The 22,332-nt window shown below is 74.3% G+C and carries 17 protein-coding genes, 2 tRNA genes and 1 pseudogene; 11 read left to right on the plus strand and 9 right to left on the minus strand.

The features are described from left to right. The first annotated feature begins 120 nt into the window (after positions 1-120). Positions 121-3,465: a type I polyketide synthase gene (locus EKG83_RS29545; RefSeq protein WP_051765391.1), complete on the plus strand. Its 3,345-nt coding sequence runs from the start codon at positions 121-123 to the stop codon at positions 3,463-3,465. Between the two features lie 72 nt (positions 3,466-3,537). Here the strand turns inward: EKG83_RS29545 and EKG83_RS29550 are convergent, their stop codons facing one another. Further along, positions 3,538-4,440, minus strand: a complete 903-nt coding sequence (locus EKG83_RS29550; protein ID WP_033430168.1) for a hypothetical protein — start codon at positions 4,438-4,440, stop codon at positions 3,538-3,540. Positions 4,441-4,602: 162 nt separating this feature from the next. Between EKG83_RS29550 and EKG83_RS29555 the strand changes: the two genes are divergently transcribed. Beyond that, positions 4,603-5,433, plus strand: a complete 831-nt coding sequence (locus EKG83_RS29555; RefSeq protein ID WP_228122268.1) for an alpha/beta hydrolase family esterase — start codon at positions 4,603-4,605, stop codon at positions 5,431-5,433. Positions 5,434-5,435: 2 nt separating this feature from the next. Here the strand turns inward: EKG83_RS29555 and EKG83_RS29560 are convergent, their stop codons facing one another. Then, the gene (locus EKG83_RS29560; RefSeq protein WP_051765393.1) at positions 5,436-6,398 is read right to left on the minus strand and encodes a helix-turn-helix transcriptional regulator; all 963 of its coding nucleotides are present in this window, start codon (positions 6,396-6,398) and stop codon (positions 5,436-5,438) included. Between the two features lie 442 nt (positions 6,399-6,840). Here EKG83_RS29560 and EKG83_RS29565 point away from each other — a divergent pair, with 442 nt between their 5' ends. Then, positions 6,841-8,481: a glutamate--tRNA ligase gene (locus EKG83_RS29565; RefSeq protein ID WP_033430170.1), complete on the plus strand. Its 1,641-nt coding sequence runs from the start codon at positions 6,841-6,843 to the stop codon at positions 8,479-8,481. Positions 8,482-8,665: 184 nt separating this feature from the next. On the opposite strand, the gene EKG83_RS29570 is transcribed toward EKG83_RS29565, so the two are convergent. After that, positions 8,666-10,915, minus strand: coding sequence for an exo-beta-d-1,3/1,6-glucosidase (locus EKG83_RS29570; RefSeq protein ID WP_194282947.1), 2,250 nt, complete (start codon positions 10,913-10,915; stop codon positions 8,666-8,668). Between the two features lie 290 nt (positions 10,916-11,205). After that, positions 11,206-11,838, minus strand: coding sequence for a TetR/AcrR family transcriptional regulator (locus tag EKG83_RS29575; RefSeq protein WP_051765395.1), 633 nt, complete (start codon positions 11,836-11,838; stop codon positions 11,206-11,208). 228 nt (positions 11,839-12,066) lie between these two features. Here EKG83_RS29575 and EKG83_RS29580 point away from each other — a divergent pair, with 228 nt between their 5' ends. From EKG83_RS29580 to EKG83_RS49855, 6 genes and pseudogenes are all read left to right on the plus strand, one after another. Continuing rightward, on the plus strand, positions 12,067-12,909 hold the full coding sequence (locus EKG83_RS29580; protein WP_051765453.1) for an MEDS domain-containing protein: 843 nt from the start codon (positions 12,067-12,069) through the stop codon (positions 12,907-12,909). Further along, the gene (locus tag EKG83_RS29585) at positions 12,906-13,850 is read left to right on the plus strand and encodes a sensor histidine kinase (protein WP_033430174.1); all 945 of its coding nucleotides are present in this window, start codon (positions 12,906-12,908) and stop codon (positions 13,848-13,850) included. Before EKG83_RS29580 ends, EKG83_RS29585 begins: the two co-directional genes overlap by 4 nt. A gap of 61 nt (positions 13,851-13,911) precedes the next feature. Next, positions 13,912-14,424, plus strand: a complete 513-nt coding sequence (locus EKG83_RS29590; protein WP_228122269.1) for a GNAT family N-acetyltransferase — start codon at positions 13,912-13,914, stop codon at positions 14,422-14,424. 40 nt (positions 14,425-14,464) lie between these two features. Next, positions 14,465-15,068: pseudogene (locus tag EKG83_RS50045) on the plus strand (hypothetical protein). A gap of 209 nt (positions 15,069-15,277) precedes the next feature. Continuing rightward, positions 15,278-16,933, plus strand: a complete 1,656-nt coding sequence (locus tag EKG83_RS29600; RefSeq protein ID WP_033430175.1) for a discoidin domain-containing protein — start codon at positions 15,278-15,280, stop codon at positions 16,931-16,933. A 504-nt stretch (positions 16,934-17,437) separates the two neighbouring features. Next, the gene (locus EKG83_RS49855; RefSeq protein ID WP_170191814.1) at positions 17,438-18,094 is read left to right on the plus strand and encodes a hypothetical protein; all 657 of its coding nucleotides are present in this window, start codon (positions 17,438-17,440) and stop codon (positions 18,092-18,094) included. Positions 18,095-18,211: 117 nt separating this feature from the next. On the opposite strand, the gene EKG83_RS29610 is transcribed toward EKG83_RS49855, so the two are convergent. The 5 genes from EKG83_RS29610 to EKG83_RS29625 form a co-directional block, all read right to left on the minus strand. Further along, positions 18,212-18,281 (minus strand) — tRNA-OTHER (locus EKG83_RS29610). A gap of 191 nt (positions 18,282-18,472) precedes the next feature. After that, positions 18,473-18,545: transfer RNA gene (locus EKG83_RS29615), tRNA-Gly, on the minus strand. Positions 18,546-19,062: 517 nt separating this feature from the next. Beyond that, positions 19,063-19,191: a helix-turn-helix domain-containing protein gene (locus tag EKG83_RS49200; protein ID WP_248782370.1), complete on the minus strand. Its 129-nt coding sequence runs from the start codon at positions 19,189-19,191 to the stop codon at positions 19,063-19,065. 11 nt (positions 19,192-19,202) lie between these two features. Further along, entirely contained in the window at positions 19,203-19,742 is a 540-nt protein-coding gene (locus tag EKG83_RS48460; RefSeq protein ID WP_228122270.1) for a hypothetical protein, read from the minus strand. A 61-nt stretch (positions 19,743-19,803) separates the two neighbouring features. Then, positions 19,804-21,036, minus strand: coding sequence for an MFS transporter (locus EKG83_RS29625; RefSeq protein ID WP_051765399.1), 1,233 nt, complete (start codon positions 21,034-21,036; stop codon positions 19,804-19,806). Between the two features lie 124 nt (positions 21,037-21,160). On the opposite strand from EKG83_RS29625, the gene EKG83_RS29630 reads away from it, so the two are divergent. Next, positions 21,161-21,658, plus strand: a complete 498-nt coding sequence (locus EKG83_RS29630; protein ID WP_033430178.1) for a MarR family winged helix-turn-helix transcriptional regulator — start codon at positions 21,161-21,163, stop codon at positions 21,656-21,658. Between the two features lie 300 nt (positions 21,659-21,958). Beyond that, on the plus strand, positions 21,959-22,327 hold the full coding sequence (locus EKG83_RS29635; RefSeq protein WP_051765401.1) for an acyl carrier protein: 369 nt from the start codon (positions 21,959-21,961) through the stop codon (positions 22,325-22,327). The last annotated feature ends 5 nt before the right edge of the window (positions 22,328-22,332 follow it).

Here is a 22,332-nt window from a genome sequence, read left to right on the forward strand (position 1 = left end):
ACTCCGTCAAGTCGGGGTTGTCGCCGCACCCGCCCCGCTCAAGTCTGAAGAGGACCGCAGGAACCGGGGGCAGCGCACCCGCCGCGTGCCATCACGTGCCTCCGCGGGCTGAGGAGGGACATGCGCGAGGAGGGGGAAGTCCGGGAACCGGTCGCCGTCGTCGGCATCGGCTGCCGACTGCCGGGGGCGCACGGTCCTCGACAGCTGTGGGATCTCCTGGAGACCGGGACCGACGCCGTCGGCGAGATACCGGCCGACCGCTTCGACGTCGACCGCTACCACGACCCCGAACCCGGGCCGGGCCGGATCTCGACCCGCCTGGGCGGGTTCCTGGCCGACGTGGACCTGTTCGACGCCGGGTTCTTCGGCATCTCCGGCCACGAGGCCGCGCGGATCGACCCGCAGCACCGCCTGATGGCCCAGACCGTGTGGGAGGCCGTCGAGGACGCCGGCCTCACCGCCGAGGGGCTGGCCGGCAGCGCGACCGGCGTCTACACCGCGTGCCTGAACGCCGACTACTGGGACGTGGTCCGCGCCGCGGGCCTGTCGGACATGCACGCGGTGGCGGGCAACGGGGCGTGGGGCATGCCGGCGGGCAGGCTGTCGCACCTGCTCGACCTGCGCGGGCCGAGCCTGGGCGTCGAGGCGACGTGCTCGACGTCGCTGCTGGCCGTGCACCTGGCGTGCCGCGACCTGTGGTCCGGGCACGCGGAGGCGGCGATCGTGGCCGGCGTGAACCTGCTGCTGGCGCCCGACTTCTACTTCCCGCTCTCCGAGGCGGGCATCCTGTCGCGGGACGGGCGCAGGCGGTTCGGCGACGCGGGCTCCGACGGGTACGTGCGCAGCGAGGGCGCGGTGGCCGTGGTGCTCAAGCCGCTGGGCGCGGCGCTGCGCGACGGCGACCGCGTGTACGCCACCATCCTCGGTGGCGCGGTGAACAACAACGGCCGCGGCAGCGACACGCTGATCACGCCGAGCGTCGACGGGCAGGCGGCGATGCTGCGCGCCGCGCACGCGGACGCCGGGGTGTCCGCCGCCGAGGTCGACTACGTGGAGGCGCACGGCGCGGGCACGCCGGTCGGCGACGAGGTGGAGCTGACCGCGCTGGGCCGGGTCTTCGGCTCGGTGCCGCGCGAGCGGCCGTGCCTGGTCGGCTCGGTGAAGTCGAACATCGGCCACATCGAGGCGGCGGCCGGGCTGGCGGGGCTGGCGAAGACGGCGCTGGCGCTGCACCGGGGCGTCCTGCCCGCCACGCTGCGGGTGCTCGACCCGCACCCCGTGCTGGCCGGGTCGGCGCTGGAGCTGGTGACCGGCGCGCGGCCGTGGCCGGCCACCGGGCGGCCCGCCGTGGCCGGGGTCAGCTCGTTCGGCCTGTCGGCGACCAACGTGCACCTGGTGCTGCGCGCCGCGCCCGCGCCCTGGCCGCGCGAGCGGGAGCGGCCGCGGCGCGAGGCGCACCTGGTCCCCGTGTCGGCGCGCGACGAGGCCGCCGCGCGGGCGTTGGCCGCCGCGTACGCGGACGTGGTGGAGCGCGCCGGCGACGAGGGCCTGGTGGACGTCGCGTTCACCGCGGCGACCCGCCGCAGCCACCACGCCCACCGGATCGCGGTGTCCGGCGCGGACGCCGCCGAGGTCGCGGCGGGCCTGCGCGCCGCCGCGCGTGCCCCCGCCGTGCCGGCGCGCCCGCCCCGGGTGGTGTTCGTCTACTCCGGACAGGGCTCGCAGTGGAAGGGCATGGGCCGCGACCTGTACGAGGTGGAGCCCGCGTTCCGCCGGGAGTTCACCGCGTGCGCGGAGGCGATCCGGGCCGAGGCGGGCTGGTGGCTGCCCGACCGGCTGGACTCGCTGGCGGGGCCGGCGGAGCTGCAACCCGCGCTGTGGGCGTTCCAGGTGGCGCTCGCGGCCACGTGGCGGGAGTGGGGGCTGGAGCCGGAGGTCGTGATCGGGCACAGCATGGGCGAGATCGCGGCGGCGTGCACGGCGGGCGTGCTGACCCTGCGGGACGGCGCGGCGATCGCGTGCCGGCGCGGCGAGCTGATCGCCCGCCTGCCCGGCCGGGGCGCGATGGCGGCGCTCGGCATCGGCGAGGAGGAGGCGCTGCGCGCCGTCGGCGACCACGCGGACGAGGTCGCGGTCGCGGTGGTGAACGGACCGGACTCGGTGGTGCTGGCCGGTGAGCCGACGGCGCTGGAGCAGGTCGTGGCGCCGTTGCGCGAGGCGGGCGTGTTCTGCCGGTACGTCGACGTCGAGTACGCCTCCCACTCGCCGCACATCGACCCGATCCGCGCCGAGCTGGCCGGGGCGCTGGCGGACGTCGAGCCCCGGCACGCCCTGGTACCGATGCGCTCCACGGTCACCGGCGAGCGGGTGCGCGGTCCCGAGCTGGACGGCGGGTACTGGGTGCGCAACCTGCGCGAGCAGGTGCGGTTCGGCCCGGCGGTGGCGGCCGTGCTCGCCGGGGGCGGGCCGGTGACGTTCGTGGAGATCAGCCCGCACCCGGTGCTCGGGCCGGTGCTGGCCGACCGCGCCCGGGAAGCCGGCGTGGACGGCGTCGCGATCACCTCGGCCGTGCGGGAGGAGCCGGTGCTGGGCACGGTGCTGGCCGGGCTCGGCGAGGCGTACGCGCGGGGCCACGAGGTCCGGTGGGACGCCGTGCAGCCGCCCGGCTCGTTCACCGACCTGCCGCTGTACCCGTGGCAGGGCAGGCGGCACTGGGTGCCCACCCGGCCGGCCGCGGCCGTGCCGACCGACGACGTGCGGACGTTCGACCCGCGCCGGAGGGCGCCGGAGGCCGGGCGGCTCGTCGCGGTGTGCCTGGAGGTGGCGTTGACCGCGGTCACGCGCGTGACCGGCGGTGGCGCCGAGCTGACCGGGCTGCACCACCACGGCACCGCGACCCCCGGCAGCCCGCTGCGGGTCGTGCTGCACGCGGACGGCGGCGGGTGGCGGTTCACCGTGCGGTCGGAGGAGGCGGGCGAGGACGGCCTGTCGACGTGGACGACCGTGCTCAGCGGTCACGGGGCGGCCTGTGCGTTGACCGGGCGGGGTACGCCCGACGGGGACGCCGTGCCGCTGGTGGACGCGTTGGCGGAGCCGGCGCTCGGTTCCGTGGCCCTGGCGGCGCCCCTGCCCGACCGGGTGTGGAAGCGCGCCGACGGCGACGTGGTGCGGTTGCTGGCGGCGGACGGCGCGGTGGTCGGCGAGCTGCGCGGCGTGCCGGGCGAGGTCGCCCCGGAGCGGCCCGCGGCGCTGGACGAGTGGTTCGTCGAGCAGGTGCGCGCGCTGCTGGGTGCCGACCACGTCGACCGCACCAGGCGCCTGCCCGACCTGGGCATGGACTCGGTGCTGGCGGCCAAGCTGATCGCCCGGGTCCGCGCCGAGACCGGGGTGCGGCTGCCCACGCGCGCGTTGCTGGGCGGGAACACGGTGGACGCGGTGATCGCGCAGCTGACCGCTTCGGGGTGAGGTCGGTGCGGGTCCGGCGCTCCCCCGGGAGCGCCGGACCCGTCGGCGTCGGTGTCGGCGTCGGTGTCGGCGTCAGCCGAAGTTGCCGGTCGCCACGGCCTGCCAGTCGTTCGCGCAGCCGGGGCCGCACCTGGCGGACAGCCGCGGGTCACCCGTCACGTGACCGCTGCCGTCCAACAGCCACGTCGCGACCTCACCGGTGCCGGCGTTGTGCCACACCACGTCGTTCTTGAAGTCGTTGTTGAAGTCGTTGACACCGACGACGTCCCACTGGTTCGCGCAGTCCGGCCCGCACGTCCAGTCCAGGGTCAGCGCACCGGTCACCTGCTGCCTGCCGTTGGCGAGCCACGCGGACACCTCGCCGGTGGTGGCGTTGTGCCACAGCAGGTCGTCCAGGCTGTCCTCGTTGAGGTCGCCCGCACCCACGACCTCCCACCGGTCCGCGCAGCCCGGTCCGCACGTCCAGGACAGCCGCGGGTCACCGGTCACGTGACCGCTGCCGTCCAGCAGCCACACGGCGACCTCGCCGGTGGCGGCGTTGTGCCACACCACGTCCGACTTGTCGTCGGCGTTGAAGTCGCCGATGGCGACGGCCCGCCACTGGCTCGCGCAGTCGGGACCGCACGTCCAGTCCAGGGCCAACGCCCCCGTGACGGTGCCCCGGCCGTCCAGGAGCCAGGCGGACAGCTCGCCCGTCGTGGCGTTGTGCCACAGCACGTCGGAGGTGAAGTCGTTGTTGAAGTCACCGCCGCCGACCACGCGCCACTGGTCCGCGCAGCCCGGACCGCACGTCCAGGACAGCCGGTTCTCCCCGACCACCGCGCCGTGGCCGTCGGTGAGCCAGGCGCCCACCTCACCGGTCCTCCGGTTGTGCCACAGCAGGTCCGCGTTCCCCGCGGCGGCCTGGGCGGGCACGGTGCCGGACGCGAGCGCCACCGCGACCGCCACGAGCACGGCGCCGATCTTCCTCCGCATTTTCTCCCCCTCCGGTGGATGTCGATCGCACGCCGGCCGCGGCCGGCGTGGACCCCACGGTCGTTCCACGCGCCCGTGCCGGTAACCCCCAACATTGGGGGGTGACGGGAGCACGTGGCGCCCGCGACGCTCGTCCCCGGCCGTGAACGAGGAGGAACCGCGATGCTCGCGTCGACCAACGCCCAGCGACTCACCGCCCGCCTGACCGCCACCTCGCTGTGCGCGGGGCTCCTGGTCGTCGGCGCCCCCTCCGCCTCGGGGGAAGCCTGCACGCTCACGCCGACGCCGGGCACCGTCAGCCGCGAGGTCGCGGGCCGGACCTACCACGTGAACGTGCCGCCGGGCCTGTCCGGTCCCCCGGTGCCACTGCTGCTCAGCCTGCACGGCGCGCTCCAGCCGTACGCCCTGCACGAGCGGGAGACGGGGTGGTCGACCGCCGCCGCCACCGGGCACTTCATCGTCGCCTACCCGTCCGCCGCGGCGGGGCTGGTGTGGGACGCCGACCAGCGGTCCGGTGACGTCGACTACCTGCGCGAGGTGGTCGAGGACATCTCCGGGACGTGGTGCGTCAACCCGCGGCGGGTGCACGTGGAGGGGTTCTCCAGCGGCGCCAACATGTCGGCCAGGCTGGCGTGCGACGCCCCCGACGTGTTCGCCTCGGTCGCCGCCTACGCGGGCGTGTCCCCCTCGTTCACCGGCAGCCCCTGCGAACCGGCGCGCCCGATCTCGGTGGGCCTGTTCCACAGCGACGGGGACGTCATCAGCCTCCCCCCGCTGGCCGTGGCGCACCGCGACGAGTGGCTTCGGCGCAACGGCTGCCCGACGACCCCGGTGACCGAACCGGGCGTACCGGTGGAAGCCTCCGCGTACGGCCCGTGCCGCGCGGGGACCGAGGTGGTGTGGCGCGTTTACCGGGGCACCCACTTCTGGCCGGCGGGCGACGACATCACCGACCGCATGTGGGCTTTCTTCTCCCGGAATCCGCTGCCGTGAATTCAGCCGGAGAGCACGGCGGTGATCTCGTCGCGACCGGCGATGCCGGTTTTCCGGTAGATGGCCTTGAGGTAGTCGTTCACGGTGTGCACCGACAACGCGAGCCGCCGGGCGATCTGCTTCGCCGGTATGCCCTCGCGCAATTCGTCGATGACGGCGCGTTCCCGCCCGGTGACGTCGTACCAGGCGGAGAGCGCGGGCAGCAGCTCCGCACCGGCCGCGCGGATGACGACGGCCACGTCACCCGTGCCGTCCGCGTCGAGGGGTTGGCCCTGGACGCCGACCCAGCGACCGGCGTACGCCGAGGGCAGGCAGGTCACCGGCCGGGGTGTCGTCGGGTCGCGCACGAACCTCCGGCCGGCCAGCGCGACTTCACTCGAAAGAGCGACAGCCGCCCACTCCGGCTCGGTCAACGCCCCCGGCAGCCGGATGGCGCGCAACCACGCGTGCCCCTCGGGCGTGATCCCGCGCACGGCGTGGTCGGCACCCACCACGATGACGCCGGGAGGCAGGTCCCCGTCCGGCGAGTGCAGCGGGGTCGCCCTGACGTAGCTCCGCGACACGGCCACCAGCGGTTGGGCGAGTCGTGCGACGCGGTCGACGTCGCCCTGCCCGAACGGTGCGGCGCCCTGCTCGCGGAGGAGCACGAGCGTTCCCCACGTGCCGTGGGCGGCTCGCAGGAGCAGGCGCAGCTCGCCGGCGTAGCCGTTGTCGAGGAGGACTTTGTGCGCCAGGCGGTCGTGCGCGTCCACGACCTGCACCGGGATGCCTCGGCGTGCCTGTTCGACGGGGTGGGTGAGGTCTTGGCCGGAGTAGTAGTTGATCGTCTGCGCGCGGCCGACCTCGGCGGTGAGCCGGTGCCAGAAGCCGAATGACGGCATGTCGGTGTTGGGGTTCCGCCAGCAGACGTGGAGGGAGTCGTGGGCGACCACGCCGGAGATGGCGCGGGAGATCGCCTCGCCCATCTCGTCGGAGGTCGGGTTGTGGGCGGCTATTGAACAGAGTTCACGTTTTAGGCGGTCCAGGTCCGGGGTCATGGGGTCGAGTGTCCTGGCGCGTTGTTTCCGGTGGAAGCGAATATCCGTCGGCGGAATCCGATCGGGTCTCGTCGACAAGATCTTTCCGCACGATCGGGCCACCGGAGTAAGACACTGATATAATGGCCGAGTCGAGACTGCCGGGCACGGGCAGGCGGTCGTCTTTCTTGCAATTCCGACCGACGCCCGCCCATCACGGCCTCGGTGCCCGCCGGGGAGTCGGTCGTGTTCCCGGCCGCCCGGCCCCACCACCGGGGCGGCCCGCCCGGTCCCCTGTGGACGGTCGCCTCCACCCTCCCTCGGCCCGGCCGGCCGGGTACCCACTGGTAGGCTGCCGGTCGCCTTTCCACTCCTCGGAGGTCCCAGCCCGATGCTCGACCGCGCCCTCGTCGATTCGCTGTTCCCGGCAGACCTGCCCGAGGTCGACCACTGGGAGCGGCGCTACCCGCCCCGGCCGGTGCCGGAGGGTGCGTGGGTCACCCGGCTGGGTCCGTCACCGACCGGTTTCGTGCACATCGGCGGCATCTACGTGGCGATGCTGGACAAGGACCTGGCGCACCGCACCGGCGGCCGGTTCCTGGTCCGCATCGAGGACACCGACCAGGCCCGCGAGGTCGAGGGCGCGCTGGCGCAGTTCGCCCGTGCCTTCGAGTACTTCGGCACCCAGCCCGACGAGGACGACGGCAACGGCGACTACGGCCCCTACCGCCAGTCCCAGCGGTCGGAGATCTACCTCTCCCACGCCCGCGAGCTGCTGCGCCGCGGCCTGGCCTACCTGTGCTTCGCCACCGAGGAGGAGCTGGCCGAGAACCGCAGGCTCCAGATGGAGCGCAAGGTGCCCACCGGCTACTACGGCGGCTGGGCGCTGTGGCGCGACCGCGACGAGGCGGACGTGCGCGCCGAGCTGGAGGCCGGGCGGCCCTACGTCGTGCGGTTCCGCTCGCCGGGCGAGATCGGCGCGCGCGTGGAGTTCGACGACGCCATCCGCGGCCGCCTGTCGGCCGAGGACAACTACAACGACGTGGTGATCATCAAGTCCTCGGCCAACGAGGTGCGGCTGCCCACCTACCACTTCGCGCACGCCGTCGACGACCACCTGATGCGGGTCAACCTGGTGATCCGCGGCGAGGAGTGGCTGCCCTCGGTGCCCATGCACCGGCAGCTGTTCACCGCCCTGGGCTTCGAGATCCCGACCTACGCGCACATCGCGCTGCTGCAGAAGCAGATCCCCGGCGGCAAGCGCAAGCTGTCCAAGCGCAAGGACCCCGAGGCCGGCGTCGACCACTACATCGCCGCGGGCTACCCGGCCGAGGCGGTGCTGTACTACCTGCGCGGGCTGGCCAACGGCAGGCTCGCCGAGCAGCCGCTGCCCGAGGCGCTGGCCGCGCCGCTCAACCTGGCCGAGTGCGGCGGCGCCGGGCCGCTGGTGGACCTGGTGAAGCTGGAGGACATCAGCGCCGACTACATCGCCACGCTCAGCGGTGAGCAGATCCTCCCCCGGCTGGCGACCTGGGCGGCCGAGTTCGACCCCGAGCTGGCCGACGTGCTCGGCGCCGACCGCGACCTGGCGCTGGCCGCGCTGGCGGTGGAGCGCGAGGGCGTGGACAACCCCCGCAAGGACCTGCGCAAGTGGTCGGACTTCCGCGGCGCGTACGGCTTCTTCTTCCCGCGGCTGTTCGAGCCGGTCCGCGCCGGGGACGAGCGCCTGGGCGCCCTGCCCGAGCAGCTGGTGCGCGACTTCGCCGCCGCGTTCGTCGCGGACTACCGCGACAGCGACGACTCGCAGGAGTGGTTCGGCCAGATCAGGGACCTGGCCGCGCGGTTCGGGTTCGCGCCGAACGCCAAGGAGTACAAGAAGAACCCCGAGGGCTACCCCGGGTCGATCCGCGAGGCGTCCCAGCTGATCCGGGTCGCGCTGACGGGGTCGACCCGCAGCCCGGACCTGTTCAGCATGGCGCGGACGCTGGGCCGCGACGAGATCCTGCGGCGGGTGGGCGCCCTGGCGGGCTGATCCTTCCCGGCTTCCCGGGCTCCGGGCTTTGCCCCCCGGGCTTTGCCCCCCGGGCTTTGCCCCCCGGGCTTTGCCCCCCGGGCTTTGCCCCCCGGGCTTTGCCCCCCGGGCTTTGCCCCCCGGGCTTTGCCCCCCGGGCTTTGCCCCCCGGGCAGGGCCTGCCGAACCGGCAGGCCCGCCCGGTTCAGGCGGGGCTCTTCACGGTGAACCCGACCCGCAGCAGCGCCGAGTCCCGCGACGACGGCCCGACCAGCAGCGTGAACTCACCCGGCTCGACCACCCGACGGCCGCGCGCGTCGACGATGGTGCAGTCGGCGACGGGGATGTCCAGGTGCGCGGTGACGGTCTCCCCCGGCCCCAGCTCGACCTGCCGGAACGCCTTCAGCTCCTTGTCCGCCCAACTGGCCGAGGTAACCGTGTCGCTGACGTACGCCTGCACCGTCTCCCGAGCCGGCCGCGTGCCGGTGTTGCGCAGCGTGACGGCGGCCCGCACGTGATCCTCCGGCGCGAGCACGTCGACCTCCAGGCGCAGGTCGGCGTACTCGACCCGGGTGTAGGACAGCCCCTCCCCGAAGGCGAACGCCGGGTCCTGGGTCAGGTCGGCGTACCGGGTGCCGTGCTGGCCGCGCACCTGGTTGTAGTACGTGGGCTGCTGCCCGACGTGGCGGGCGAAGGAGATCGGCAGCCTGCCGCTGGGCTCGACCAGGCCGAGCAGCACCTCGGCGACGGCCTGCCCGCCCCGCATGCCGGGGTTGGCCACCCACAGCAGCGCGGCGTCGCGGGTCGACTCGGGCAGCACCAGCGGCTTGGAGGCGAGCAGGACCACGACCAGCGGCGTCCCGGTGGCGGCCAGGGCGTCGAGCAGGGCGATCTGGCCGCCGACCAGGTCGAGGGTGGCGGTGGAGCACCCCTCGCCCACCAACTCGACGCGGTCGCCCACGACGGCGACGACGCAGTCGGCGTCCCGGGCGGCGGCGACCGCCTCGGCGATCAGCGCCTCGTCCGGCGGGCTGGGCACGACCACCTGCGGGCGCGGCTGGCCGTCGGGGAAGGTGTCGCCCTCGGGGTCCGGCGCCAGGGTGAGGATGTCGGCGCCCCGGGCGTGCACGACCTCCCAGCCGGGCGGCACGTGGGCGCGCAGGCCGTCGAGCACCGTGGTGATCATCTCGCGGGGCTGGCCGTCGGGCAGCCAGTCGGCCTGCCCGGACGAACCCGCCCAGTCGCCCAACTGGGTCTGGGCGTCGTCGGCCAGCGGTCCGACGACCGCGATCCGGCGGGCCCGCCCCCCGGTCAGCGGGAGGGTGCCGTCGTTGCGCAGCAGCACCAGGGAGCGCCGGGCCACCTCCAGGTTGAGCGCGGCGTGGTCGGGGTGGTTGATCACGGCGCGCTGCCGGTCGGCGTCGGGGTGGCGGGGGTCCTCGAACAGGCCCAGCTCGAACTTCAACGACAGGATCCGGGCCACGGCGCGGTCCAGCTCGGCCTCGGCGAGCAGGCCCGACTCGACGGCCTCCAGGGCGCCCTCGAAGAACCCGGGCGTGGTCATGATCATGTCGTTGCCCGCCCGGACGGCCGCCGCGGCGGCGTGGGCGTAGTCGGGCTGCACGCGCTGCTCCCAGACCATGCGGCCGACGTTGTCCCAGTCGGTGACCAGCGTGCCGGTGTAGCCCCACTCGCCGCGCAGCACCTCGTCGAGCAGCCAGGAGTTGACCGTGATCGGCACGCCGTCGGTGGTCTGGTAGCCGAGCATGAACGTCCGGCAGCCCTCGCGGGCGACCCGCTCGAACGGCGGCAGGAACCACGAGCGCAGCTTGCGCCGGGACAGGTCGGCCTCGCTGGCGTCCCGGCCGCCCTGGGTCTCGGAGTAGCCGGCGAAGTGCTTGGCCGTGGCCAGGACGGCGGTGGGGTCGGCCAGCCCGTCGCCCTGGTAGCCGCGGACCATCGCGGAGGCCAGCTCGCCGATCAGCACCGGGTCCTCGCCGAAGGTCTCGTCCACCCGGCCCCAGCGCAGGTCGCGCGCGATGCACAGCACCGGGGAGAACGTCCAGTGCACGCCGGTGGCGGCGACCTCGACGGCGGTGGCCCGCGCGACGCGCTCGACCAGGTCGGCGTCCCAGGTGGCGGCCATGCCCAGCTGGGTGGGGAAGATCGTCGCGCCCTCGTGGAAGGAGTGGCCGTGGATGCAGTCCTCGGCGACCAGCAGCGGGATGCGCAGGCGCGTGCGGGCGGTCAGCGCGTGGGCGCGCAGCACCCGTTCCGGGGAGGTGTGCAGGATCGAGCCGGCGTGCTTGCGCAGCACGTGGTCGTCCAGGTCCTCCCGCGCGTCCAACTGCATCATCTGCCCGACCTTCTCCGGCAGGGTCATGCGGCCCAGCAGGTCGGCCACCCGGTCCGGGATCGGCCGGGCGGGGTCGCGGAAGGGCGGGGTGTCGTCCACGTGGTTCTCCGTAGTTCGCTGACGGCCGGCGGGGTGCCTCGGCGACCGGGTGGCCACCAGCGCCCTGGTGCCCTGGAAGCGCTCCCAAGGTCGTGAGAGCGCTCTCACACAGCAGGCGGGAGCGGTTCGGTCGTACCTCGGGGGATTCGCCGGTGAGTCGCGGCCCGCAGTGGGCCGCTACCCCGAGCCTACCTCGGGTACGTACGGTCGTACATAGCCGTGGGGGCGTCCGCGCAGATCCGGAACCCGGCCCACCCGGCACGGTTCCCGGTCCCGGCCACGGGGTCCGGTCACGGGGTCCGGTCACGGCCGCGCCCCGCCGCGTGAACCGCCTGTCCGACACGGGCGCCGGGAGCCGTGATGCGCTCGACGGCGGCGACCACCGCGGCGGGGTCGGGCGGCGCGGTGCCGAGGGCGCGGTGCAGCACCAGCCCCTCGATCAACGCGTCGAGCATCCGGGCGGTCAAGGGGTCGAAGTGGCGCTCCAGCGCCCGCCTGCTCGCCGCCGCCCAGGCGTCGGTGATGTCGCGGAACGCCGGGTCCCGCGCGGCCAGGGCGCAGAGCTCGTAGCTGATCACCAGGTCGCGCCGGTCGCCCGCGACGTCGGCGGTGATGATGTCGACCACCGCGCCCTTGGCGCCCTCGAAGTCCCGGGCAACGCCCATCCGCCGCTCGAAGAGCCCGGCGACGCCGCGGGCGTGCCGCCCGAACGCCTCGCGCAGCAGCTCGTCCATCCCGGCGAAGTGGTAGGTCATCGAGCCCAGCGGCACCCCCGCCGCCGCGGCGATCCGGCGGTGCGAGGCGCCCGCGACACCGACCTGCGCGATCACGTCCAGGCAGGCGTCGATGATCCGGTCGCGCCGGCCCGGGTCGTTGCGGCGAACCCGACCGGCGACGGCGCCCCCGGCACCGGAGGTGTCCATGAAGACCTCGCATCCCGCGCGCGAACGCGTACGACCGTACACGTGCCGCGCGGCCCGGGTGCCACTGTGGCCGGCCCGACCCCGCCAGTCCACTGAGGACCATTCGGGACCTGCCACGACGCGTGGACCGGGGGTGGGCTATGTTCGGGGGCGGCGGGTGCTGCACCGAGGTCCCGCGCCCGGTCCTGACCGACCGGGACGACACGACCGCCCGCGGAGGTGACCGACGTGCGCAGGTCGGGACTGGTCGACCAGGTGCGCGGGCTGGGCGCCCACGACCACCTGTGCTGGCGCTACCGCGACCGGCGCGAGTTCCGGGAGCGGGCCCGCGAGTTCCTGGCCGACGGGCTCGCCCTGGGCCTCCAGGTCTGGTGCGTCGCGCCCGGCGCGGTGGCCGACCTGGTCGAGGACCTGCGCGGGACCGCCGCCCTCGACGAGGCGCTGCGGACCGGTGCCGCCCGGGTCGCCTCCCTGGAGGCCACCTACCCGGTCGGCGCGGTGGTCGACCCCGACGCGCAGGTGCGCGCCTACGCCGAGGCCACCGAGGCCGCCCTGCGGGCCGGGTTCGGCGGTCTGCGCGTCGCCGCCGACTGCACGCCCCTGGTGCGCACCCCGGACCAGCTCGCGGCCGTCGCCCGGTACGAGCACCTGGTCGACCACTACATGGTCGACGGCCCGTTCTCGGCGATGTGCGCCTACTCGGACGCGGAGGTCGACGACGAGGCGTTCGCCCAGCTCGCCTGCATGCACCCGATCACCAACAGCCCGTCGCCGGGCTTCCGGCTGCACGCCGCGGGCGACCGGGCCGTGGCCCTGGGCGGGGAGCTGGACATGCACGACGACGCCCTGTTCACCCTGGCACTGCGGCGGGCGTGGCTGCGCCCCCGGGACGGAAGGCTGGTCATCGACGCCCGCGGCCTCGACTTCCTCGACCACCGCACCCTGATCCACCTGTCCGCGCACGCCGCAGACCTCGGTGCGCCCGTCGTGCTGCGGACCGCGTGGGAGGGCGTGGCCACGCTGGTGGACCTGCTCGGCCTGACCAACGTTCACCCGGAGCGCGCCGCATGACGACCACCGACAGCAACGCCCTGGGCGGTTTCATTCACCCGGCCGTGTTCTACGGCTCCGACGAGGAGTACCTGGCCCTGCTGGTCCCCTTCGTCACCGACGGCCTGGCGCAGGGCCACCCCGTGGCCGCCGCGGTGCCCGGCGCGCGGCTGCGGCTGCTGCGCGAGGCCCTGGGCGCGGACGCGGGCGACGTGCTGCTGCTCGACATGGAGGTCGTGGGCCGCAACCCCGGCCGGATCATCCCCGGGGTGCTGCGCCGCTTCGCCGACGCCCACCCGGACGCGCACGTGCGCATCATCGGCGAACCGATCTGGGCCGGCCGCACCGACACCGAGTACCCCGCCTGCGCCCAGCACGAGGCGCTGATCAACCACGCCTTCGCCGGGCGCGACGTCACCATCGCCTGCCCCTACGACACCGCCGCGCTCGCCGGGCACGTGCTCGCCGACGCCCTGGCCACCCACCCCCTGGTGTGGGACGCGACCGAGCGCACCGGCAGCGACCGCTACTCCCCCGACGCCGTCATCGAGCGCTGCAACACCCCGATCATGCCCGTCCCGGGCGGCCACGTGCTGGTGGTCACCACCACCGCCGAGATCCGCGCCGCCCGCCGGGTCGCCGTCGACGAGGCGCACCGCCACGGGCTGGACGCCGAGCGCACCGCGAACTTCGCGCTCATCACCACCGAACTGGTGACCAACAGCCTCCGGCACACCGGCGGCGGCTGCCGGCTGACCGTCTGGCTCGACACCGACCACCTCGTCTGCACCGTCGAGGACGGCGGCCTGCTGGCCGACCCGCTCGCCGGGCGCCACCCGGCCGGGCGGGACCAGCACGGTGGCCGCGGCCTGCTGATGGTCAACGCCCTGGCCGACCTGGTCCGCGTCCACACCGGTCCCGGCGGCACCGGCGTCCACGCCTTCGTGCGCCTGGCGCCGTAGCGACCGCCCGCCGCCGGAAAAGGGTTCGCGGGGCGACCGCGCGAGATCGCAGGATGGGCGGGTGACCGCCCTCGTCCCCGACATCAGCATCAGGGTCGTCCCACCGACCTCGGCCCCCGCCGCGGCCGTGCTCAGGGACTACTACACCGACATCGTGAGCCGCTACTGGGGCAGGCCGGTCACCGAGGCCGAACTGGACCGGGTGCTCGCGGAGGAGCGCAGCGACGACCTCGTCCCGCCCACCGGCCTGCTCCTGGTCGCCTTCGACGACGCCGGGCCGGTCGGCTGCGCGGGGCTGCGCCTGCTGACGGCCGGGCTCGGCGAGGTGACCAGGGTGTACGTGGCCGGGCGCGCCCGGCGTCGCGGGCTGGGCGGGCGGCTGCTCCGGGAGGTCGAGTCGGCCGCCCTGGCCTCGGGCCGCACCGCGCTGCGCCTGGACACCCGGGCCGACCTGGTCGAGGCGCGCCGGCTGTACGCCGGGCACGGCTACCGCGAGGTGCCCGCGTTCAACGACAGCCCTTACGCGCAGCACTGGTTCGCCAAGGACCTCCAGATGAGCAAGTCCAAGGGGTAGGCACCTGGAGGCATGGGGCGAGGGTGTCGTTGTACGGGTTGTGACGACCGACATTGACACCCTCGCGACCGCACTCTGCGTCAGGACCGACGACCTGCTGAAGGCCGCGCCGCACCTCGCGCCGTGGCGACCGCGGGTCGGCCTGCGCCCCGGTTGACCGACGCGGGGCTGGCCACCCTGGCGGTGACGCAGGCCCTGCTCGGGTTCACCAGCGAGGCCCGCTGGTGACGACACGCCCGCGCCCACCTGGGGCACCTGTTCCGCCACCTGCCCGGCGGTCCGGCTACAACAAACGCCTGCGCCACGCATCCGACCTGGTCAAGGCGGTCATCCGAGTGTTGGCGGCGGACACGACGCCGTGGACCGACGACGTGTGGGTGGTCGACTCGCACAGGCGAGCCGGAACGGCTCGGCGCAGCCCTGTTCAAGCCGCTGCGCCAGACCGTCGAGTCGATCAACCAGACCCCCAAGGCCCAACTCGACCTCGAACGACACGGCGGACGCACCCCGCCGGAGTGATCGCCCGTGTCCTGCAACGCTTCCTGGCCCTGACCGCCGCCGTCTGGCACAACGACCACACCGGCCAACCCGTCAAACGATCACTGACCGCATACGACCACCAACCCTTGGCATCAATCATCTAGCCGCCCGTCCGGCGACCCCGCCGGTCCGGGGTGAAGCCGAGGGCGGTGAGCGCCCCCGCCGAGCCGGTCCCGGACCATGCGGCGAGCCGGTCGGCGTGGTGGGTCAGGTGTCGACCGGGTCGGCTCACCGACTCGTTACTGTCGCACTATTGCGCAAATCTGCCAACTTCTTGCATTCTGGTGCCGTCCCTCCAACGAAGGAGCCCGCGGTGCCCCTGTCGCGCAGGACGTTCCTCGGCTCGGCCCTCACCGTGCCTACCCTCGGCGCCGCCACCGCCACCGCCACCGCCGCGAGCCCACCCGGCGACGTGGTCGGCAAGGTCACCGTCGGCTACCAGGGGTGGTTCGCCGCGCGCGGCGACGGTTCGCCGCTGGACGGCTGGTGGCACTGGAGCCAGGACTGGGGCCGCTCGCCGTCGCCCGCCAACCACGCGCTCAAGGCGTGGCCGGACACGGCGGACTACACCACCCGCTACCCCACCGACTTCGGCCTCCTCGGCGACGGCCGACCCGCCACCGTGTTCTCCGACCACGACCAGCAGACCGTGGACACCCACTTCCGCTGGATGCGCGAGTACGGCTGCGACACCGCCGCCCTCCAGCGGTTCAACCCGGTCGGCGGCGAGGGCCCGATCCGCGACGCCGTCACCGCCCGGGTGCGCGCCGCGGCCGAGCGGCACGGCGTGAAGTTCTACGTCATGTACGACGTCACCAACTGGACGGCCATGCGGTCGGAGATCAAGACCGACTGGCTGGGCAAGATGCGGGCGCACACCGCGTCGCCGATGTACGCCCGGCAGAACGGCAAGCCGGTGGTGTGCGTCTGGGGCTTCGGCTTCAACGACCCCGCCCGCCCGTTCACCCCGCAGGAGTGCCAGGAGGTCGTCGACTGGTTCAAGGCGCAGGGCGTCTACCTGATCGGCGGCGTGCCCACCCACTGGCGCCGCGAGGTGGAGGACTCCCGTCCCGGTTTCGGCGGCGTCTACCGCGGCTTCCACATGCTCTCGCCGTGGATGGTCGGCCGGATCGGCACCGCCGCCGACAGCGACCGCTTCCACACCGACGTGAACGCGCCCGACAAGGCCGAGTGCGACCGCCTGGGCATCGACTACCAGCCGTGCGTGCTGCCCGGCGACCTGGCCGAGCGCCAGCGCGCCCACGGCGACTTCATGTGGCGGCAGTTCTACAACATGGTCCGGCTGGGCGCGCACGGCATCTACGTCTCGATGTTCGACGAGTACAACGAGGGCAACCAGATCGCCAAGACCCCGGAGACGCGGGCCGGCGTCCCGGCGGGGTCGGCCTTCCTGGCCCTGGACGAGGACGGCACCCGCTGCTCGTCGGACTACTACCTGCGGCTGACCGGCGACGGCGGCCGGATGCTCAAGGGCGCGCTCGCCCTCACCCCGGTGCGCCCCACCCCGCCGCTGCCCGGCCCCGTCGAGCGCGACCTGGCCGCCGGGCGCCCCACCGCGCAGAGCAGCCAGACCCAGCAGTACGGCGGCCACCTCGCCGTGGACGGCGACCCGCGCACCTACTGGGAGAGCGCCAACAACGCCTTCCCCCAGTGGTGGCAGGTCGACCTGGGCGCCACCTCGACCCTGACCCGGCTGGTGCTGGGCCTGCCGCCGGACCCCGCGTGGGGCGGGCGCACCCAGACCGTCGCGGTGGAGGCCAGTGCGGACGGGGGCGCGTTCACCACCCTGGTGGGCGCCGCGGGGTACGTCTTCGACCCGGCCACCGGGAACACCGCGACCATCGCGCTGCCGACCGGCGCGCGGGCCCGCTTCGTCCGCCTCCGGTTCACCGGGAACACCGGCTGGCCGGCCGGCCAGCTCTCGGTCCTCAGGGCGTTCGGCACCTAGGACCGGGGTCGGCGCCAGTCCAGCGCGATGCCCGCCAGGCCCGGGCGGCAGGGCGTCGGTGCCGCGCACCACCCGGGTGATCCGCGCGGGCAGGGCGGTGGGCGACAGCTCCACCTGCGTCAGCAGCGGCCCGGCGGACTGGCGGTGGACGCGGAAGTGGCCGGGGCACTCGACGGCCGAACCGGAGACGACCTCGTGGGCCGGCACGAACGTCTCGCCCCCGCCCGGCCTGCGGTCGAGCAGCAGCTCGAACACCACCCAGCTCTCCTCGCGCCGCACGCGCCCCAGCCGGCAGCCCCCACCGCCGCGTCCGCGCCCGGCCCGCCCTGGTACACCGCCAGGTACCGGTCGACGCCGCGCTCGTGGCCCTGCTCCCCTGGTCGGCCGGTCGGACACCGGCGGTCGCGGCCGCGCCGCTGGACTTCACCGTGCAAGCCCCAGCAGAAGACCAACTGGTGCCGGGACGCCGCAGGCGCGTCGATCGCCGGCCACCACGGCTACGCCGTGAGCCGGAACAGGTTCTGCGCCCTGTCCATGGACCTGAGCACCGCCAACGACTGCCCCGACAACCAGGCGACCCTCGCCGAGGTGCAGCGCGGGTTCGCCCGGCTCGGGTTCCGCAACGCGGGCACCTACGCCTACCACCACCTGACCTACTCGGCGATCCAGGACCAGCTCAACGCGGGCCGGCCGATCGAGACCCGCATCGGCTGGAAGCCCGGGGCGGCCACATGCACGTCCTCTACGGCTACGACAGCGCCAAGAGCCGGGTCCGCCGGACAACCACCGGTACACCTGGGCGACCTACAGCCACTACGTCGACAACTCCAGCTTCGCGTGGACCCACACGCTGACCGGGGCGCGGACGGCTCGGTGTGGACGGTGCGCGACGGCGACCGCTGGGTGGTCGCCACCATCGCGACCGGTGACGTCGAGGCGCGGCGGGCCCGCGAGCTGCCGCCGGGTGGTGTGCTGCTGCGCGAACCGCAGACCAACACCTGGTACGCCGTGGTCGGTGGCGATGTCGGCCCGCGGTCCGGCGTGGGTGCGCAGCAGTGCGGGCACGTCCGCGGCCGGCCGGCGATGCCGACACCGGCGAGACCCACCCGGGGGGTCGAACCCGGTGCCGGCGGTGTGCAGCCTGCCTCACGACCGTCGTGACGTGGGCCGGGGAAGAACTCCGGTGCACCGGGTGTGCTTGGGGTGACCGACCGGACTCGCACCGGCTTGGACCAGGGTCACGGCCTGGCGCCTCGTCTGCTTCGGCATCGGTCACAGCCGTCCCGCCGGGAGTCGAACCCGGGACCTCCCGCCTGCGCGGGCGCTCTTCCTGCTGAGCTACGGGACGCCACCGCCGGCGGCGGTGCCGGTGGTCGACAGAGCTGTACGCGCGGGCACCCCGCCACGGGGTGCCCAGTCGGGTGCCCGCGAGTCGAACGCGGTTCCTCCTGAACCCAAATCAGGTGGGGTCGCCGTGCCCCTCGCACCCGGTGCCCACCGCCGCCGCGACCGGTGGGCCGCGGCGGCGGAACTCGGACGAGCGGTCGGCGGGCATCGAACCCGCTTCTCCGGCTTGGCGCGCCGGCGTGTCCGCCGAGTTCACCACGACCGCACGATCCCTCCCGCCCGTCCGGGGCGGCAGGGCACCTCCTCACGCGCCCCACCAAGCTCGGGAAGAGGCGCGCGGATGAATTCCTGCTCCGCTGTGGAGTTGTCGACGAGCACGCACGGGCGGCATTCACCGAAAAGAGCCGGACAAAAGACCCCGACCGCGGGGACGCCACATGAAATCTTTCCCGGAACGGGAAACGAAAAAGCCGCCCGAATCGGTTCCCCGATGGGCGGCTCCCTGTCCACTGGACCCGATCGGGTCAGGGCGGGGAGTCCGCGCAGCCGGGGTGCTGCCCACCCGCGGCGGGTCGGTGGCCACCTGCGCTGGGGCACACGAGCGCGGCGCCAACGCCGTGCCGCGAACCTCGCTGCTCCACGCCCCTCATGACCCCGCCCTCTCGTTTTCCGGTGTGCCCAAATGGTGCACCCTCGCCGCGCCCCACCGCAATGCCTTTTTCCGCCACTACCCGAATGGGCGCACCGGTCGACGGGCGCCGCCCGTCGACCGGTCCACCCCTTTAATCCAACGAGGCGAGGATGTCGGCGGCGTGGTAGTAGACCTGCCTGCCCAGCTTGTACCGGCGCCACCGGTGCTTGTTGGCCAACCAGTACACGGTGCCGCGGGGAATCCGCCACACCTCGGCCACGTCCGCCGCGGTCAGGCCGTTCGCTGCCGGCTCAGCCTCCCCCAGTGCCGGGCCGGCCAGTGGTGGGTGCCGTTGTGGTCGCACAGTACCTCCGGTTGCTGGTGGCCGCCCTTGGCGGGCAGGAGGGCGACGAGCGCCCCGGGACATCCCTCGTGGACGCAGGAACCGACCGGCACGGTGCGCGCCGGGCCGCCGACCAGCAGCGCGGCGGAGGACTCCAGGTCCGCCACCTCCGCGCGGAAGTCCTCCCCCGCCGGGTGGGCGCACAGCCAGGTGGCGTGCTCGTCCAGGAAGGCCGCCATGGCGGCCACGTCGCGCGGCGGTGGCCGCACCTCCCGCTCCTCGACGACGAGCTGGGCCCAGCAGGACAGGACGGACGTGATGGTGGACCGGACGGCGACGGCCTCGTCGTTGAGCGGTATCCCGACCGGCCTGCCGCCGGACACCCGCTCCCCCTTCCGGCGCGAGGAGTTCAGCTCCTCGGCGATCTCCGCGTAGAGCGCGGGAAGCCTCCTCAGGCTTCTGCTGACTTCTCGTACTTCGGCGTGCACTCCCCAGTACCCCCCTTGAACGTGAACGCTGTCGTGATCAGCTCTCGCGGCGCCCGGTGCCTCACCTCCCCCGCGCGGTCTCGGGAACGGGTTCGCCGCGGGTCCCGGTGACGAGCCCCCGCACCCCCGGCACGGCGGCCACGCCCAGGCACGCGACGGCGACGAGCGCGGCGGCCGTCCACAGCGGCACGCCCGGTCCCCACCGCTGCGCGACGAGCGGGCCCAGGGCGAAGCCGAGCGGCTGGGCGGCGAGCGAGAAGAGCCAGTCGTAGGCGGTCACCCTGGCCAGCGCGTGCTCGGGGACGTTCGCCTGCACGACCGTGTCCCAGGTGGGGTTGAGGAACCCCAGGGCGACCAGCGCGAGCCCGTAGCCCGCGACCACGGCGGCCACCGGCGCGGGCACGGCGAACAGCGCCAGCGGCACCGCGTAGGTGGCCAGGCCGAGGTTGGCGACCAGCACCGGTCTGCGCAGCCGGGCCCGGCCCGCCAGCAGCGAGCCGAGGAGCAGGCCGATCCCGCCCGCCTGGAGCACCGCGAGCCAGGCGCCCTCGCCGCCGAGCCGGGTGACCGCGATGACCGGTCCGAGGGTGAGCAGCACGCCCGCGGTGAAGTTCCACACCGCGTGCACGACCAGGCCGGTCCAGTACCAGTCCCGGGCGCGGACCTCGGCCCAGCCCTCGGCGAGGTCGGCGCGGATCGACCGGCGCGGCACCGGCTCGGCCCGCGCCGACCGGATCGCGGCGAGCAGCGCGGCGCTGACGGCGAACGCGGTGGCGTCGACCAGGAACACCCAGCCGGGACCGGCGAGCAGGATCAGCGCGGCGGCCAGCGCGGGCCCGAACAGCAGCGACACGCTGCGCGAGACGCCCATGACCGCGTTGGCCCGCTGCCGGGCCGCGCCCTCCACCACGCCGGCCACCAGCGGCGAGGTGGTGGGCAGCGCGCACGCGGACGCGGCGCCAGCGACGGCCTGCGCGACGCAGAGGTGCGCCAGGTGCGGCCCGCTCGTCAGCAGCTCGACGCCGACGAACGCCTGGGTCGCGCACCGCACCAGGTCCGCGGTCACCGCGACCCGGCGCACGTCGAACCGGTCGGCCACCGCGCCGCCGAGCGGGAGCAGCAGGAGCCGGGGCACCATCGCGCACACCAGCACGGTGGCGAGCGCGGACGCGGAACCGGTGGCCAGCACGATCGTCAGGCTCAGGGCGGCGGGCACCAGGGAGTCGCTGACCGTGGACAGGCTGCGGCCGACGAACAGCAGCCGGAAGCTGCGGCTCCGCAGAGGGTGCGTCACGCGGCCACCGTACTTCCGCGCCGAACTATTCCGCAACGAAGGGATCGGTCAAGAGAGCCGGTCCCCGCCGGCCCACCGGCGTCCGATCCGGACGCGGCACCCGGGTGGCCCTAGGATCACGCGAATGGTGGATCGGGATGCCGTGGACGCGCACGTGGAGCGGTGGCGCGCCGTCCTGCCCGACCTCGACCCGGTGGCCGAGGGGGTCGTGGTGCGGATCGAGCACCTGGCCAAGCACCTGCACCGCGCCAAGGAGAAGGCGCTCGCCGACCACGACCTCCAGGCGTTCGAGTACGCCACCCTGCACGCGCTGGCCGGGCGCGGCGGCACGGCGACGCCCACCGAGATCGCGACCGACCTGCGGATCTCGCCCGCGGCGATGAGCGGCAGGCTGGACACGCTGCACCGGCGCGGTTTCATCGCGCGCGAGGTGTCCCCGACCGACCGGCGCAAGGTCGACGTCGCGCTCACCGACGCCGGGCGGGCCGCGTGGCGGTCGGCGCTGGACGTGCAGGGCGCCGCCGAGGAGCGGATGCTCGCCGTGCTCACCCCGGCCGAGCGCGGGCGGCTGGCCGCCCTGCTGCGGCGGGTGCTGCTCGCCGCGGACGCCGACGGCCGGTGACCTGACCGTCCACTTCGGACCAGCCGGGGACGAGCGGCGTACCGGCATCCGGGTGACGGCCGCGCTTCCTTTGCGCCCCAGCGGAACCATCGACCGCGAATGCCCCGCGCCACCGGCTGGGAGGCGGCGCCGGGCCGCTTGACAGCCCGAGCAGGCGCCAAGATGATGGCTTCATCTTCCTGGAGTCTGCCCGTTCGGCGACGATCACCAGGATTCCTCCCGAACCATCCGGCCAGGCCGCCCGCGCGGGGTCCTCCCGTCGCGGGGATCGGCCCGCGCCAGCCTGCGCGAGGAGACGACGTGACCGATCCCGACCTCGTCACCGGCACGCCCGCCCCGGTGGCCCCCGACCCCGTCGTGGCGTCGGTGCGGCGCATCTGGGCCGACGTGCTCGACGCCGAGCAGGTGCCCGTCGACGCGGGCTTCTTCGAGATCGGCGGCGACTCGCTGCTGTTCATCGTGCTGCTGGAGCGGTTGAGCAGGTTCTGCGGGCGCGAGCTGGACGCGGCGGAGCTGTTCGAGCACGGCACCGTGGCCGACCAGGCGCGGTTCCTCACCTCCGGCGAAGGCGGGCGGGACGCGGCCGGGCAGGACGCGGGCGGGCGCGGCGCGGCGGCCATCGGCGCGCACGACCGGAGCCGCCTGCTCGGCCGGTCCCGCCGCGCCTGACACCC

Source organism: Saccharothrix syringae, from assembly GCF_009498035.1.
GTDB lineage: Bacteria > Actinomycetota > Actinomycetes > Mycobacteriales > Pseudonocardiaceae > Actinosynnema > Actinosynnema syringae.